This window comes from Burkholderia pseudomultivorans, from assembly GCF_001718415.1.
GTDB classification, from domain to species: domain Bacteria; phylum Pseudomonadota; class Gammaproteobacteria; order Burkholderiales; family Burkholderiaceae; genus Burkholderia; species Burkholderia pseudomultivorans_A.
This window is the reverse complement of record NZ_CP013378.1, coordinates 4,469,990-4,485,132: the sequence shown is the minus strand read 5'-3', so window position 1 is coordinate 4,485,132 and position 15,143 is coordinate 4,469,990. Positions and strand designations below refer to the sequence as shown.

The window sequence follows — 15,143 nt, the reverse complement described above, 5'->3', positions numbered from 1 at the left end:
GAGATTCTCATGTCTAGCATCGGGCACGACGTAGCCGCGGACCACGCGCACGACGACCACGCGCACGAAACGCCTCACGGCTGGCGGCGCTGGCTGTTCGCCACCAACCACAAGGACATCGGTACGCTGTACCTGCTGTTCTCGTTCATCATGTTCCTGTCGGGCGGCGTGATGGCGCTCGGCATCCGTGCCGAGCTGTTCGAGCCGGGCCTGCAGATCATGCGTCCGGAGTTCTTCAACGAACTCACGACGATGCACGGCCTGATCATGGTGTTCGGCGCGATCATGCCGGCGTTCGTCGGCTTCGCGAACTGGATGATTCCGCTGCAGATCGGCGCCTCCGACATGGCGTTCGCGCGGATGAACAACTTCAGCTTCTGGCTGCTGCCGGTCGCAGCCGTGCTGCTGGTTGGCTCGTTCTTCGCGCCGGGCGGCGCGACGGCCGCCGGCTGGACGCTGTACGCGCCGCTGTCGACGCAGATGGGCCCGGGCATGGACTTCGCGATCTTCGCGGTGCACCTGATGGGCGCGTCGTCGATCATGGGCGGGATCAACATCGTCGTGACGATCCTGAACATGCGCGCGCCGGGCATGACGCTGATGAAGATGCCGATGTTCGCGTGGACCTGGCTGATCACCGCGTACCTGCTGATCGCCGTGATGCCGGTCCTGGCAGGCGCGATCACGATGGTGCTGTTCGACCGCCACTTCGGCACGTCGTTCTTCAACGCGGCAGGCGGCGGCGATCCGGTGATGTACCAGCACATCTTCTGGTTCTTCGGCCACCCCGAGGTGTACATCATGATTCTGCCGGCGTTCGGGATCGTGTCGCAGGTGATCCCGGCGTTCGCGCGCAAGACGCTGTTCGGCTACAGCTCGATGGTGTACGCGACGGCTTCGATCGCGATCCTGTCGTTCATGGTCTGGGCGCACCACATGTTCGCGACCGGCATGCCGGTGACCGGCCAGCTGTTCTTCATGTACGCGACGATGCTGATCGCGGTGCCGACGGGCGTGAAGGTGTTCAACTGGCTCGCGACGATGTGGCGCGGCTCGATGACGTTCGAAACCCCGATGCTGTTCGCGATCGGCTTCCTGTTCGTGTTCACGTTCGGCGGTCTGACGGGCCTGATGCTCGCGATGGCGCCGCTCGACATCCAGTATCACGGCACCTACTTCGTGGTCGCGCACTTCCACTACGTGCTGGTGGCCGGCTCGCTGTTCGCGCTGTTTGCGGGCTGGTACTACTGGTCGCCGAAGTGGACGGGCTGGATGTACAACGAGACGCGCGGCAAGATCCACTTCTGGGCGTCGATGATCTTCTTCAACTTGACGTTCTTCCCGATGCACTTCGTCGGTCTCGCCGGCATGCCGCGCCGCTATGCGGACTACCCGGCGCAGTTCACGGACTTCAACCAGGTCGCGACAATCGGCGCATTCGGCTTCGGCCTCGCGCAGGTGTACTTCCTGTTCGCGGTCGTGCTGCCGGCCTACCGTGGCGGCGGCGAGCTGGAGAAGGCTGCCGACAAGCCGTGGGATGGCGCGACGGGCCTCGAATGGACGGTACCGAGCCCGGCTCCGTTCCACACGTTCGAGCAACCGCCGCACGTCGAATAAGTGTCACCGCGCGTTCCGCCGCTGCCTGCCGCGCAGGCAGGCGCGGCGGACGCCGAAACGAAGTTTCAGATGAACCGGAATCCACAACAAAGACGAACGCCCGAGCAGATCCGCGCGGGCAACAAGCGGCTCGGCCTCATCCTGCTCGTCATCGCCGCCGTTTTTTTTGTGGGTGTCGTGATCAAGCAGTGGTGGCTGTCCACTCACTGATGCAGTAACTGACGCTGTAGCGAGGAAGTTGTCGTATGTCGAAGCCGGAAGCGGGCGCCGCCGATCGCGCGTTCAATCGTTCGATGCTGGCGAAGCTGTTCGTCGTCGCCTTGCTGATGTTCGGCTTCGGCTTTGCGCTGATCCCGATGTATCGCGCGATCTGCCAGATCACGGGCATCAACAACCTGGTGCAGCGCGACGTCAGCGAGCGCGAGGCGAAGAATACGCAGGTCGACACCAGTCGTACCGTGTCGGTCGAGTTCGACGCGAACGCGCGCGGCCCGCTCGGTTTCAAGCCGGAGCACAACAGCCTCGACGTGCATCCGGGCGAGCTGACGACGATCGTGTACGACGTGACGAACGGGCAGGGCCGGCCGGTCGTCGCGCAGGCGATTCCGAGCTACGCGCCGAAGCAGGCGACGGAGTTTTTCAAGAAGATCGAGTGCTTTTGCTTCACGCAGCAGACGCTGGCCGCGAACGAGTCGCGCAAGATGCCGGTGGTGTTCGTGATCGATCCGAAATTGCCGAAGGACGTGAAGACGATCACCTTGTCGTACACGTTCTTCGAACTGAATACGCCGGCATCGCCGGCGCCCGCGACGCGCAGCACGGCGACGCAGGGCGCGGCGGCAAAGCCGGACGCGTGACGAGGGCGGGGCGAGATGACGGAGGTCAAGCGAGGCGGATCGTTCGCTCAGGCGCTGAAAGCCGTGTTGTGGTCGTTCTTCGGCGTGCGCAAGCGCCGCGACCTCGAGGCGGACGCGACGCAGCTGAATCCGCTGCACGTGCTGATCGTCGCGCTGCTCGCGGCCGGCGTCTTCATCGGCGTGCTGATCCTGATCGTGCGCGCGGTGGTCGGCTAGGCGGTGCAACAGAATGCAGTGCGGAGCGCCTCGGCGCTTCGTGCGGGAAAGCGTAGCGGCAGGGCAGTCGCGCCGCGCAAGAAATATATCCGGAGCGGTTTCCGGTACACAAATTGGACTGAAGTGGAGAATCAAGCATGAGCGGTCAAAACCAGACCCCGTACTATTTTGTGCCGCATCCGTCGCAGCATCCGATCAGCGCGGCCGTCGGCCTGCTGGTCATGCTCGGGTCGGTCGCACTGTGGATCAACGGTCACGACTGGGCGCCGTACACGGCGCTGCTCGGCCTGCTGTGGCTGCTCTTCACGCTGTACCACTGGTTCGGCGATTCGATCGCCGAGTCCGAAGGCGGCCACTACGGCAAGAACGTCGACAAGTCGTACCGCTGGAGCATGAGCTGGTTCATCTTCTCCGAAGTGATGTTCTTCGGCGCGTTCTTCGGTGCGCTGTTCTATGCGCGCGAAATCGCGCTGCATCAGCTCGGCAGCCTCGACTACAAGCTGATCTGGCCGGATTTCTCCGCCGTGTGGCCGAACGAAGGCCCGGCCGCGCTCGCCGGTCACTTCAAGACGATGGGCCCGTGGCCGATCCCGACGCTGAACACCGCGCTGCTGCTGTCGTCGGGCGCGACGCTGACGGTGTCGCACCACGCACTGCGTGAAGATCACCGCAAGAAGGCGATCGCCTGGCTGGCCGCGACCCTCGTGCTCGGCGTCTGCTTCCTGTTCCTGCAGGGCTTCGAGTACTACCACGCGTACAACGAACTGAACCTGACGCTGAACTCGGGCGTCTACGGCTCGACGTTCTTCCTGCTGACGGGCTTCCACGGCTTCCACGTGTTCCTCGGCGGCACGATGCTCGCGGTGGTGCTGGTGCGGATGATCCGCGGCCACTTCAAGCCCGATCACCACTTCGCATTCGAAGGCGCCGCGTGGTACTGGCACTTCGTCGACGTCGTCTGGCTCGGCCTGTACGTCGTCGTCTACTGGCTGTAAATGAAAAAACGGCCCGCGCAGCAATGCGCGGGCCGTTTTCGTTGGTGAGGGCCGGGCGGCGGAGCGCTGCCGGCGGCCAGCACCGCCCGGGCGCCGCCGCGACTCAGTCAGGCGGCGCTTTTGCTTGGTGGCGCGGCCATGCGGCGATATGTCACAGCGGTCACAGCGGCCGCCGCGACGGCGGCATCAACGCCCGATCGGCAGGCCGGTCGAATGGATCCAGCCCATCCAGTTCGCGAGCAGGATGAACAGGAACAGCGAGATCGACAGCCCGACGCGGGTGGCGAGCGACCAGACCATGCGTTTCGTATGGCCGCGGTCGTGCATCATGAAGTAGAGCGCCGAGCCCATGCTGGCAATGATGAGGACGAAGGCGATGGGAACGAGGATGTGCATGACACGAACCGGACGACGGCAATTCGAAAGGAAGAGGATAATTATCGCACTTCGCTTTCGCGAATGCGCCTGGCGCGAACGGGCGGCCCGATGAAGATCCGCTGGCTGCCTGCGCTGCTGATCCTCGTCGTCGTCGCGGTCACGATCCGTCTCGGTTTCTGGCAGCGCGACCGCGCGCACCAGAAGGAAGCGCTGCAGGAAAACATCGTCCGCTACGAGCACGCGGCGCCCGTCGAGGTCGGCGCGCAGCCGCTGCCGCTCGCGTCGATCGAGTTTCACCGCGTGCGCGCAAAGGGCCGGTTCATGCCCGAGCAAGCGGTGTTCCTCGACAATCGGCCGTATAACGACCAGCCGGGTTTCTACGTCGTGATGCCGTTTAAACTCACGGGCGGCGGCTACGTGCTGGTCAACCGCGGCTGGCTGCCGCGCAACATCGCCGATCGCACCGCGATCGAGCCGTTCGCGACGCCGCAAGGCGAGGTGGAAATCGAGGGCATCGCGCGCGCCGACGCGTCGCGCGCGTTCGAGCTCGGCGAAGGCGGTTCGGCGCCGCACCAGAAGATCCGGCAGAACCTCGACGTCGCCGCGTATGCGCAGGAAACCGGGCTGCCGCTGCAGCCGTTCGTGATCCAGCAGACGAGCGACGACGGCGACAAGCTCGTGCGCGACTGGCCGGCGGCGACGACCGGCGTCGAGCGCAATTACGGTTACATGTTTCAGTGGTGGGGCATGGCGGCGGCCGCGCTCGGTTTCGGCCTGTACGCGGCAAGGCGTGCGGCGAAGAAGTCGGCCGGCGCGTGAGCGCGATGCCCGGACGCGGCGCCTGCGCCGCGGGTTCGTTTCGAGAGGTCTGATTTGTCCATGCAATCTTCCCGTCAGGGTCCGGCCGCCGCGCCGGTTTCGCCCGCGGCCCGCAAGCGCGGCCGCTGGATGCTCGTGCTGCTCGGGCTCGTCTGCGCGGCGCCGATGATCGCGTCGTACTTCACCTATTACGTGATCAAGCCGAAGGGCGGCTCGACCAACTACGGCACGCTGATCGAGCCGCAGCGACCAATTCCGGCCGACCTGCAGGTCACCGACGAAACCGGCAAGACGGTGCCGCTGTCGTCGCTGCGCGGCGTATGGCTGTTCGTCATGGCCGACCGCAGCGCGTGCGACGACGCATGCGCGCAGAAGCTCTATTTCATGCGCCAGATCCGCGTCACGCAGGCCGGCGAGCGGCACCGGATCACGATGGTGTGGCTGCGCAGCGATGCGGGCGCCGTGCCGCAGAAGGTGCTGGACGCGTATCCGGATACGCGCCGGCTCGTCGCCGACCCGGCCGCGGTCGCCGCCTGGCTGCCGGTCGACGCCGGCACGCGGGACACCGACCACATCTACCTGGTCGACCCGAACGGCAACCTGATGATGCGCTTCCCGAAGAACCCGAACCCCAGCAAGATCAAGGCGGACGTCACGAAGCTGCTGAAGTGGTCGAGCATCGGCTAAGGCGAGACGAAGAGGCACCCTACCGATGTCCTATTTACTGCAACTCGGCCTGATCGGCTTCTGCATCGCGCTGCTGCCGCTGTCGTACGTGTGGGTGAAGGCCGACGACAACAAGTTCCGCAAGCTGGTGTGGATCACGACGTTCCTGACCCTCGACCTGGTGATGTTTGGCGGCTTCACGCGGCTGACCGATTCGGGCCTCGGCTGCCCCGACTGGCCGGGCTGCTACGGCACCTCGTCGCCGTTCATCGCGCACGCGGCGATCACGGCCGCGCATCAGGCGATGCCGACCGGCCCGGTCAGCATGACCAAGGCGTGGATCGAGATGATCCACCGTTATTTCGCGATGGCGATCGGCGTGCTGATCATCGCGCAGGTCGTGATCGCGTGGTCCGCGCGGCTGCGCCGCCGTCCGCTGCGCGTGTCGCCGTGGTGGCCGACGAGCCTGCTGCTGCTGATCGTCGTGCAGGGCGTGTTCGGCGCATGGACGGTGACGATGAAGCTGCAGCCGGTGATCGTCACGACCCACCTGCTGCTCGGCCTTACGCTGCTCGGCACGCTCGGCTGGCTTGCGGCGCGGCAGACGCCGCTGCCGTTGTACGACCCCGAGGCCGGCCGCTACCGCGCGGCCGCGCTCGCGGCGCTGGTGCTGCTGGTCGTGCAGATCGCGCTCGGCGGCTGGGTGAGCACCAACTACGCGGTGCTCGCCTGCACCGACTTCCCGACCTGCAACGGCCAGTGGATTCCGCCGATGGATTTCGCGCAGGGCTTCCATCTGTGGCGCGCGCTCGGGATGACCAAGGACGGCGACGCGATCACGCAGGATGCGCTGGTCGCGATCCACTGGACGCACCGCACCTTCGCGTTCGTGGTGGTCGCGTATCTGGTCGCGTTCGCGCTGAAGATGCGTCGCTTCGAGTCGCTGCGGCGGCCCGCGAACGGCGTGCTGCTGGTCGTGCTGTTGCAGTTCCTGACGGGCCTGACCAACATCGTGCTGCAGTGGCCGCTGCCGGTCGCGGTCGCCCATAACGGCGGCGCCGCGATCCTGCTGCTGCTCGTCGTCATGTTAAACTTTCGCATCCTTTCAAGCCGCCCCGGCCGTGTCGTGCAGCCCGCGCGCGACGCCGCCCCGGCGTGACCGTCCCCATGCAAAGCACCCTTTCCCAATCGCCCGGTAGCCGGTTTTCCCAGTACATGGCGCTGACGAAGCCGCGTGTCACGCAGCTCGCGGTGTTCTGCGCGGTGATCGGCATGTTCCTCGCGACGCCGGGCATGGTGCCGTGGCACGTGCTGATCGGCGGCACGGTCGGCATCTGGCTGCTGGCCGGCGCCGCCTTCGCGATCAACTGCCTGGTCGAGCAGAAGGTCGACGCGATGATGCGCCGCACCGCATGGCGCCCGTCCGCGCGCGGCGAGATCACGACGCCGCAGATCCTGCTGTTCTCGGCCGTGCTCGGCAGCCTCGGCGCATGGACGCTCTATACGTTCACGAACCCGCTGACGATGTGGCTGACGATCGCGACCTTCGTCGGCTACGCGGTGATCTACACGCTGCTGCTCAAGCCGATGACGCCGCAGAACATCGTGATCGGCGGCGCGTCGGGCGCGATGCCGCCCGCGCTCGGCTGGGCCGCGGTGACCGGCGCGGTGCCGGGCGACGCGTGGATCCTCGTGCTGATCATCTTCGTGTGGACGCCGCCGCATTTCTGGGTGCTCGCGCTGTACCGCCGCAAGGATTACGAGAACGCGGGCCTGCCGATGCTGCCGGTCACGCACGGCGAGAAGTTCACGCGGCTGCACATCCTGCTCTACACGGTGATCCTGTTCGCGGTCACGCTGATGCCGTTCATCTCCGGGATGAGCGGCGCCGTCTACCTGACGAGCGCGGTGCTGCTCGGCGCGGTGTTCCTCGCCTATGCGTGGAAGATCTACCGCGACTACTCGGACGAACTCGCCCGCAAGGCCTTCCGTTACTCGATCGTCTATCTGTCGCTGCTGTTCGCCGCGCTGCTCGTCGATCATTACGCACGCCCGCTGCTCGGCGTGTAACCCGCACGGTTTGAACGCAATGCTCCATTCACGGTTCGGGCGCCGCGCGCGCCAAGGCTGGCTGCTCGCGTGCGCATTCGCGCTTGTGTCGCTGCTGTCGGCGTGCGACAACGCGCCGAAATTCCAGAATCTCGACATCACCGGCAACACGCAGTTCGGCACCGATTTCGCGCTGCCCGACACGACCGGCAAGGTGCGCACGCTCGCCGATTTCAAGGGCAAGGCGGTCGTGATGTTCTTCGGCTATACGCATTGCCCGGACGTGTGCCCGACGACGATGGCCGAACTGTCCGAGGCGCTGAAGCAGCTCGGGCCCGATGCCGCGAAGCGCGTGCAGGTGCTGTTCGTGACCGTCGATCCGGAGCGCGACACGCCCGCGCTGCTCGGCCAGTACGTGCCCGCGTTCGATCCGTCGTTCCTCGGCCTGCGGCCGGCCGACGAAGCCGCGCTGAAGAAGGTGACGAAGGATTTCCGCGTCTATTACGCGAAAGTGCCGGGCAAGACGCCCGGCAGCTACACGATGGATCACACGGCCGCGAGCTACGTGTTCGATCCGGACGGCAAGCTGCGGCTGTTCGTGCGCGACGGCCAGGGCCCCGGCCCGTGGGTGCACGACCTCAAGCTGCTGATCGGCTGACCGGCCGGCGTGCCGCGCTTGCCCGGGCGTTCGACCCGGCAGGCGCGTGACGGCCGCGACGCGCCGTCACGCATTCCCTCCTTTTTCTCCCGCCTTTTTCCTGATCGCCGCTGTCGGGCGTGTGTGCGCTCGCGCGACGCCCGTATCGCGTTACGGCAGCGCCGGCACGTTGAAGCCGGTCGCGGCGCGCGTGATGCGGAATTCCGTCACGCGGTAGGTCGCGAGCCCTTCGGTGACGAACGGATCGGTCTGCAGGATCGCTTCGAGCGCGTCGCGATCGATGCGCGCGGCGAGGATCACGCCGCCTTCGCGCGGCACCTTCGGCCCGGCCGCGATGAAGATGCCCTTGTCGAGCAGCGGCTGCAGATACGCGCGATGGCGTTCGAGCGCGTCGTCGATGCGCTCGAGCGACGCGGTGTAGTGGATGTCGATGACGTACATGTCGGAATGGCCTCGGAATGTCGCCGGCGCATTGCGCGCGCCGGTCAGCCGACCTTTGTAGCACAGCGGGCGTTCGCTGTCGTGCCGCGCGCGGCGCCGTATTCAAGTTGTAAGCGGCGCTGCCGTAAATACGGGAGCAACCGTTTGCGTGCGGCAGGCCGTTCGTGCGCGACGACATCGACATCAAGGCACGCAGATGAGCAGAATGAGTTTGAACCGCAAGCTGTGGCTCGCGCTTGCGCTGGTATGGATCGGTTTGCTGGGCGTCGGCGCCTGGAGCGCCTACGAGACGCGCGCGACGATGCTTGCCGAGCGCAAGGAAGGAATCACGAATCTCGTCGATTCGGCGGCCGGCATCGTGAAGGCGTATTACGCGCTCGCGCAGGGCGGGACGCTGCCGGAGGCCGATGCGAAGCGCGACGCGCTCGCGAGCCTCGCCGCGATGCGCTACGGCGACGCGGGCTACGTGTTCGTGATGGATTCGAAGCCGGTCGTGCTGATGCATCCGACGCTGCCGAAGCTGGTCGGCACGCAGGTCGGCGATTATCTCGATCCGGACGGCAAGCCGCTGTTCGTCACGATCCTGAATGCCGCGAAGGCGACCGGCAGCGGCTTCGCCGAGTACCGCGGGCGGCTGCCGCACAGCGAGACCGCGGTGCCGAAGATCAGCTACGTCACGCGCTTCGCGCCGTGGGACTGGAACATCTCGAGCGGCGTATTCCTGAAGGACATCGATACCGTCTACTACCGGACGCTGGCCGGCCACCTCGTGGTCGTGCTCGTGATCGGGCTCGTGATCAGCGCGGCGATGCTCGTGATCATCCGCAACGTGCGCGGCAGCCTCGGCGGCGAGCCGGACCAGGCGGCCGCGCTCGCGACCCGGATCGCGCAGGGCGACCTGACGCAGCCGGTGCCGGTGCGCGCGGGCGACCGCGCGAGCATGATGGCGGCGATGCGCGACATGCAGGCGCGCCTGCAGGCGACCATCGGCGGGATCCGCCAGTCGGCCGAGTCGATCGCGGCGGCGAGCCGCCAGATCGCGGCCGGCAACGACGACCTGTCGCAGCGCACCGAGGAACAGGCCGCGTCGCTCGAGGAGACCGCCGCGAGCATGGAGCAGCTGACCGCGACCGTGAAGCAGAACGCGGACAACGCGCGGCAGGCGAGCGGGCTCGCCAACAGCGCGTCGGAAATCGCGCGCGCGGGGAGCGACGTCGTGAATCGCGTGATCGGCACGATGGGCGAGATCGACGACAGCTCGCGCAAGATCGCCGACATCATCGGCGTGATCGAGGGGATTGCGTTCCAGACCAACATCCTTGCGCTGAACGCGGCGGTCGAAGCCGCGCGCGCGGGCGAGCAGGGTCGCGGCTTCGCGGTGGTGGCGGGCGAGGTGCGCTCGCTCGCACAGCGCAGCGCGACGGCCTCGAAGGAGATCCGGACGCTGATCGTCGATTCGGTCGAGCGCGTGCGCAACGGCTCGGCACTGGTCGGGCAGGCCGGCACGACGATGGGCGAGATCCTGCAGGCGGTCGCGCGCGTGACCGACATCATGGGCGAGATCGCCGCCGCGTCGGAGGAGCAGGCGAGCGGCATCACGCAGGTCGGGCGCGCGGTCACGCAAATGGATCAGGTGACGCAGCAGAACGCGGCGCTCGTCGAGGAGGGCGCGGCCGCCGCCGCTTCGCTGCAGGAGCAGGCCGCGCGGCTGCGCGACGCAGTCGGCGCGTTCCGGGTGGGCGAGACGGCGCAGCGGGACGGCGCACGGAGCGCCGAACCCGCGTTCGGCGGCCCGGCAGTGCATGCCGCCGCTGCCTGACGCACACCCTTTCGCCACTCGCCGAGAAGCCGGCGATCCGCTGCCGGCACCGTCGCGGTGCATACCCATATGAGCGGGATGTATTTCACTTCCCGCCGATCCTGTGACACCATTTGCCCCTTCCTGCGAGTCGGGGCATACCCGTATCGCGCCCCATTTTCAGTTTGCAAGAAAGCGAGAAACAGATGAAGCGTCGCAGTCTCCTGAAGGTATTTTCCGTGCTGGCAACCGGTGCCGCGCTGACGCTGTCGGCGGGCGCGCACGCCGAGGACAAGGTGATCAAGGTCGGCACGGTGGCCGGCCCGGACGCCGAAGTGTGGCAGGTCGTGCAGAAGGTCGCGAAGGAGAAGGAAGGCCTGAACGTGAAGGTCATCGAGTTCAACGACTACGTGCAGCCGAACGCGGCGCTCGACGCGGGCGATCTCGACGCGAACAGCTTCCAGCACCAGCCCTACCTCGACAGCCAGGTGAAGCAGCGCGGCTACAAGCTCGTCAGCGCGGGCCTGACCTATATCTCGCCGATGGGCGTGTACTCGAAGAAGTTCAAGTCGCTGAAGGACCTGCCGCAGGGCGCGAAGCTCGCGGTGCCGAACGATCCGTCGAACGAGAACCGCGCGCTGCTGCTGCTGCAGACGCAGGGCGTGATCAAGCTGAAGGCCGGCGCCGGTACGGGCGGCAATAACGCGACCGTGCTCGATATCGCCGACAACCCGAAGAAGCTGAAGATCTCCGAGCTCGACGCCGCGCAACTGCCGCGCGTGCTTTCGGACGTCGACGCGGCCGTGATCAACACGAACTACGCGCTCGCCGCGAACCTGCAGCCGACCAAGGACGCGATCGCGCTCGAATCGCTGACGAGCCCGTATGCGAACCTGATCGCCGTGCGCGCGAAGGACAAGGATCAGCCGTGGGTGAAGAAGCTGGTCAAGGCGTACCAGTCGCCGGAAGTGAAGGAATTCATCAAGAAGCAGTTCAAGGGCTCGATGGTCGCGTCGTTCTGAACGACACGCCGGACATACCGCTGAACCGCCGGGGCCTGCATTGCGCAGGCCCTTTTTGCATCCGCGCGCGCCGCACTTACATCTCGCCGCGCCGCGAGCAGATCGACAGGATCTGCTGGATCGCGTAGTTGTCGCGCACGCCCGGCAGCGACTGCACGACGCACTCGTGATAGCGGCGCTCGCGCGGCAGCGTCATCGCGCTGTTGCGGTACAGCGCGTCGCACGAGCGCTGGATCAGTTGCGCGGCCGCGCCGTTGCGGCTCTCGCGCAGCGCCTGCAGCATGCACTGGTCGTATTGCGCGTCGCCGTCGCTCAGCCCCGACGCGGCGGCGGGCAGCGCCAGCACCGCCGCGACGACGGCGATCGCGATCGAACGGATACCGCGTGGCATGGATGTCTCCGGTCAGGTGGACGGGCCCGGTCGACAGCATAACGTAAAGCGGTGCGTGCGTTTGGCCGGCTTCGGCGGCGCGGCGGCCGGCCTTGTCGCGCATGGAGGAAGGGCTGTCGGCGGGCGCGAATCGCCGCGCGTGGCGGGCGCGCATGCGAAAGCGCGGAGTCAGGCGGTGGTCTGCGGAAATGGTATCCTCGTGCGTTCGCCGCCGCGCGCCTTCCCGGGGTGCGTGCGCGGGCCGGCCGCCGCCGCTTCGGGCGCGCGGCGGCACCCGCCGCGGCGGGAATCCATCATCCAGAACCGACAATACGGGGGAGACTCACCCATGAAGCGTTTCAAGACTTTCGCGATCCGTTCGATCACGGCCGGCGTGGCCGCACTGGCGCTGGCCGGCGCCGCGCACGCGCAAACTGTCAAGGTGCTGTCGATCGTCGATCACCCGGCGCTCGATGCGATCCGCGACGGCGTGCGCGCCGAACTGAAGGCGGAAGGCTACGGCGACGACAAGCTCAAATGGGAATACCAGAGCGCGCAAGGCAATACCGGCACGGCCGCGCAGATCGCGCGCAAGTTCGTCGGCGACCAGCCCGACGTGATCGTCGCGATCGCGACGCCGGCCGCGCAGGCGGTCGTCGCGGCCACCAAGAGCGTGCCCGTCGTCTATTCGGGCGTGACCGATCCGGTTGCCGCGCAGCTCGTGAAGGGCTGGGGCCCGTCGGGCACCAACGTGACGGGCGTGTCCGACAAGCTGCCGCTCGATCGCCAGGTCGCGCTGATCAAGCGCGTCGTGCCGAAGGCAAAGACGGTCGGTATGGTCTACAACCCGGGCGAGGCGAACTCGGTCGTCGTCGTGAAGGAGCTCAAGGAGCTCCTCGCGAAGCAGGGCATGACGCTGAAGGAAGCGGCCGCGCCGCGCACCGTCGACATCGGCCCGGCCGCGAAGAGCCTGATCGGCAAGGTCGACGTGATCTACACGAACACCGACAACAACGTCGTGTCCGCGTACGAGGCGCTTGTGAAGGTCGCGAACGAAGCGAAGATCCCGCTCGTCGCGGGCGACACCGACAGCGTGAAGCGCGGCGGCATCGCGGCGCTCGGCATCAACTACGGCGACCTCGGCCGGCAGACCGGCAAGGTCGTCGCGCGCATCCTGAAGGGCGAGAAGCCGGGCGCGATCGCGTCGGAGACGAGCAGCAACCTCGAGCTGTTCGTGAACACGGGCGCGGCCGCGAAGCAGGGCGTGACACTGTCGCCGGACCTCGTGAAGGAAGCGAAGACGGTCATCAAGTAAGCCGCGGCCGGCTCGCCGCCGCGCTGGCAGGCCCGATCCGGGCCTGAACGACATCGCCGGGCGCGCGGCCCCCACCCGGGGCCGCCCGTCCGCTTCGCCCGGCCGCACACGCGCGGCCGGCACGCAACAGGATTTCCCATCATGTCTCTGTTCTCGTTACTGGGCGCGCTGGAGATCGGGCTGATCTTCAGTCTCGTCGCGCTCGGGGTGCTGATCTCGTTTCGCATCCTCAACTTCCCCGACCTCACCGTCGACGGCAGCTTTCCGCTCGGCGGCGCCGTCGCCGCGACGCTGATCTCGGCCGGCTACGACCCGTTTACTTCGACCTGTCTCGCGATCGTCGCGGGCGCGCTGGCCGGCTTCGTCACGGGCTGGCTCAACGTGCGCCTGAAGATCATGGATCTGCTCGCCAGCATCCTGATGATGATCGCGCTCTATTCGGTGAACCTGCGGATCATGGGGCGGCCGAACGTGCCGCTGATCACCGAGCCGACGATCTTCACCGTGCTGCAGCCCGACTGGCTGCCCGACTACGTGCTGCGTCCGGCGCTGCTCGCGCTCGTCGTCGTGGTCGCCAAGCTCGGCCTCGACTGGTTCTTCTCGTCGCAGCTCGGCCTCGCGATGCGCGCGACCGGCGCGAACCCGCGGATGGCGCGCGCGCAGGGCATCGCGACCGGCCGCGCGACGCTCGCCGGGATGGCGCTGTCGAATGCGCTGGTCGCGCTCGCCGGCGCGCTGTTCGCGCAGACGCAGGGCGGCGCCGACATCTCGATGGGGATCGGCACGATCGTGATCGGGCTGGCCGCCGTGATCATCGGCGAGACGCTGCTGCCCGCGCGCCGGCTCGTGCTGACGACGCTCGCGGTCGTGCTCGGCGCGATCGTCTATCGCTTCTTCATCGCGCTCGCGCTGAACAGCGAATTCATCGGCCTGAAGGCGCAGGACCTGAACCTCGTGACGGCCGCGCTCGTCACGATCGCGCTGGTGCTGCCGGCGACGCGCAAGAAGCTGTTCGCGCGCAAGAACGGAGGGGCATGACATGCTGTCCGCACAAGACCTGAAACTCACGTTCAATCCCGGCACGCCGATCGAGACGCGCGCGCTGCGCGGGCTGTCGCTCGAGATTCCCGACGGCCAGTTCGTCGCGGTGATCGGCTCGAACGGCGCCGGCAAGTCGACCTTCCTCAACGCGATCAGCGGCGACCAGGCGGTCGATGCGGGACGCATCACGATCGACGGCACGGACGTCACGCGCAAGGCCGCGTGGGACCGCGCGCACCTCGTCGCGCGCGTGTTCCAGGATCCGATGGCCGGCACCTGCGAGGCGCTGACGATCGAGGAGAACATGGCGCTCGCGATGGCGCGCGGCGTGCGGCGCGGCTTCCGGGCCGCGCTCGATCGTCCGTCGCGCGAGCTGTTCCGCGACAAGCTGCGCCTGCTGAACCTCGGCCTCGAGAACCGGCTGACCGACCGGATCGGGCTGCTGTCGGGCGGCCAGCGGCAGGCCGTGAGCCTGCTGATGGCGTCGCTGCGACCGTCGCGGATCCTGCTGCTCGACGAGCACACGGCCGCGCTCGACCCGAAGACGGCCGCGTTCGTGCTGGAACTGACCGCGCGCATCGTCGCCGACAGCAAGCTGACGACGATGATGGTCACGCACAGCATGCGGCAGGCGCTCGATTACGGCGACCGCACGGTGATGCTGCACCAGGGGCAGGTCGTGCTCGACGTGTCGGGAGACGCGCGCAAGGGGCTCGACGTGTCCGACCTGTTGCAGATGTTCGAGAAGGTGCGGCACGAGCAGCTCGACGACGACGCGCTGCTGCTCGGCTGATCGACTGACCGGATCGACGGGCCGCCCCGGCCGGCGCAAGTTGCTCGCGCCGGCCGGGGCGGCCCGTTTTGCATCGAGGCTGGGCCGACGAGATGCCGCCGCTCCCGG

At 67.1% G+C, this 15,143-nt stretch carries 18 protein-coding genes; 15 read left to right on the top strand and 3 right to left on the bottom strand.

Going from position 1 to position 15,143, the window contains the following annotated elements:
• Positions 1-9 precede the first annotated feature (9 nt).
• The 5 genes from ctaD (at position 10) to WS57_RS33025 (ending at position 3,685) form a co-directional block, all read left to right on the top strand.
• Positions 10-1,617, top strand: a complete 1,608-nt coding sequence (ctaD, locus tag WS57_RS33045; protein WP_009690485.1) for a cytochrome c oxidase subunit I — start codon at positions 10-12, stop codon at positions 1,615-1,617.
• Between the two features lie 69 nt (positions 1,618-1,686).
• Positions 1,687-1,827 carry a cytochrome oxidase small assembly protein gene (locus tag WS57_RS37770; protein ID WP_027789063.1) on the top strand — a complete coding sequence of 47 codons (141 nt, stop codon included), beginning with the start codon at positions 1,687-1,689 and terminating at the stop codon, positions 1,825-1,827.
• Positions 1,828-1,862: 35 nt separating this feature from the next.
• Positions 1,863-2,474 (top strand): cytochrome c oxidase assembly protein, encoded by a 612-nt coding sequence (locus tag WS57_RS33035; protein ID WP_009690483.1) that lies wholly within the window; start codon positions 1,863-1,865, stop codon positions 2,472-2,474.
• 15 nt (positions 2,475-2,489) lie between these two features.
• Positions 2,490-2,690 carry a DUF2970 domain-containing protein gene (locus WS57_RS33030; RefSeq protein ID WP_009690482.1) on the top strand — a complete coding sequence of 67 codons (201 nt, stop codon included), beginning with the start codon at positions 2,490-2,492 and terminating at the stop codon, positions 2,688-2,690.
• A 137-nt stretch (positions 2,691-2,827) separates the two neighbouring features.
• Complete coding sequence (locus tag WS57_RS33025; protein WP_009690481.1) at positions 2,828-3,685, top strand: cytochrome c oxidase subunit 3; 858 nt, start codon at positions 2,828-2,830, stop codon at positions 3,683-3,685.
• A gap of 186 nt (positions 3,686-3,871) precedes the next feature.
• Here the strand turns inward: WS57_RS33025 and WS57_RS33020 are convergent, their stop codons facing one another.
• Positions 3,872-4,081: a twin transmembrane helix small protein gene (locus WS57_RS33020; RefSeq protein WP_009690480.1), complete on the bottom strand. Its 210-nt coding sequence runs from the start codon at positions 4,079-4,081 to the stop codon at positions 3,872-3,874.
• Positions 4,082-4,171: 90 nt separating this feature from the next.
• On the opposite strand from WS57_RS33020, the gene WS57_RS33015 reads away from it, so the two are divergent.
• The 5 genes from WS57_RS33015 to WS57_RS32995 are packed head-to-tail and all read left to right on the top strand — an operon-like array spanning position 4,172 to position 8,255.
• The gene (locus WS57_RS33015) at positions 4,172-4,882 is read left to right on the top strand and encodes an SURF1 family protein (RefSeq protein WP_060299180.1); all 711 of its coding nucleotides are present in this window, start codon (positions 4,172-4,174) and stop codon (positions 4,880-4,882) included.
• A gap of 60 nt (positions 4,883-4,942) precedes the next feature.
• Entirely contained in the window at positions 4,943-5,569 is a 627-nt protein-coding gene (locus WS57_RS33010; protein WP_069245345.1) for an SCO family protein, read from the top strand.
• A 25-nt stretch (positions 5,570-5,594) separates the two neighbouring features.
• Positions 5,595-6,707: a COX15/CtaA family protein gene (locus WS57_RS33005; protein ID WP_069245344.1), complete on the top strand. Its 1,113-nt coding sequence runs from the start codon at positions 5,595-5,597 to the stop codon at positions 6,705-6,707.
• 8 nt (positions 6,708-6,715) lie between these two features.
• The gene (gene cyoE / locus WS57_RS33000; RefSeq protein ID WP_009690476.1) at positions 6,716-7,618 is read left to right on the top strand and encodes a heme o synthase; all 903 of its coding nucleotides are present in this window, start codon (positions 6,716-6,718) and stop codon (positions 7,616-7,618) included.
• 19 nt (positions 7,619-7,637) lie between these two features.
• Positions 7,638-8,255, top strand: a complete 618-nt coding sequence (locus WS57_RS32995) for an SCO family protein (RefSeq protein WP_059601040.1) — start codon at positions 7,638-7,640, stop codon at positions 8,253-8,255.
• A gap of 150 nt (positions 8,256-8,405) precedes the next feature.
• Here the strand turns inward: WS57_RS32995 and WS57_RS32990 are convergent, their stop codons facing one another.
• Positions 8,406-8,696, bottom strand: a complete 291-nt coding sequence (locus WS57_RS32990; RefSeq protein WP_009690474.1) for a YciI family protein — start codon at positions 8,694-8,696, stop codon at positions 8,406-8,408.
• Positions 8,697-8,892: 196 nt separating this feature from the next.
• Here WS57_RS32990 and WS57_RS32985 point away from each other — a divergent pair, with 196 nt between their 5' ends.
• Complete coding sequence (locus tag WS57_RS32985) at positions 8,893-10,515, top strand: methyl-accepting chemotaxis protein (protein ID WP_069245343.1); 1,623 nt, start codon at positions 8,893-8,895, stop codon at positions 10,513-10,515.
• Between the two features lie 185 nt (positions 10,516-10,700).
• The gene (locus tag WS57_RS32980; protein ID WP_040128260.1) at positions 10,701-11,516 is read left to right on the top strand and encodes a MetQ/NlpA family ABC transporter substrate-binding protein; all 816 of its coding nucleotides are present in this window, start codon (positions 10,701-10,703) and stop codon (positions 11,514-11,516) included.
• Between the two features lie 76 nt (positions 11,517-11,592).
• Here WS57_RS32980 and WS57_RS32975 read toward each other — a convergent pair whose 3' ends face one another.
• Positions 11,593-11,907 carry a VF_A0006 family four-cysteine protein gene (locus tag WS57_RS32975; protein WP_040128259.1) on the bottom strand — a complete coding sequence of 105 codons (315 nt, stop codon included), beginning with the start codon at positions 11,905-11,907 and terminating at the stop codon, positions 11,593-11,595.
• A 328-nt stretch (positions 11,908-12,235) separates the two neighbouring features.
• On the opposite strand from WS57_RS32975, the gene WS57_RS32970 reads away from it, so the two are divergent.
• The 3 genes from WS57_RS32970 to WS57_RS32960 all read left to right on the top strand — a co-directional run bounded on the left by WS57_RS32970 (position 12,236) and on the right by WS57_RS32960 (position 15,035).
• Positions 12,236-13,201, top strand: coding sequence for an ABC transporter substrate-binding protein (locus WS57_RS32970; protein ID WP_009693623.1), 966 nt, complete (start codon positions 12,236-12,238; stop codon positions 13,199-13,201).
• A gap of 141 nt (positions 13,202-13,342) precedes the next feature.
• Entirely contained in the window at positions 13,343-14,239 is an 897-nt protein-coding gene (locus tag WS57_RS32965; RefSeq protein ID WP_009693624.1) for an ABC transporter permease, read from the top strand.
• Between the two features lies 1 nt (position 14,240).
• On the top strand, positions 14,241-15,035 hold the full coding sequence (locus WS57_RS32960) for an ABC transporter ATP-binding protein (protein ID WP_069245342.1): 795 nt from the start codon (positions 14,241-14,243) through the stop codon (positions 15,033-15,035).
• Positions 15,036-15,143: the final 108 nt, after the last annotated feature.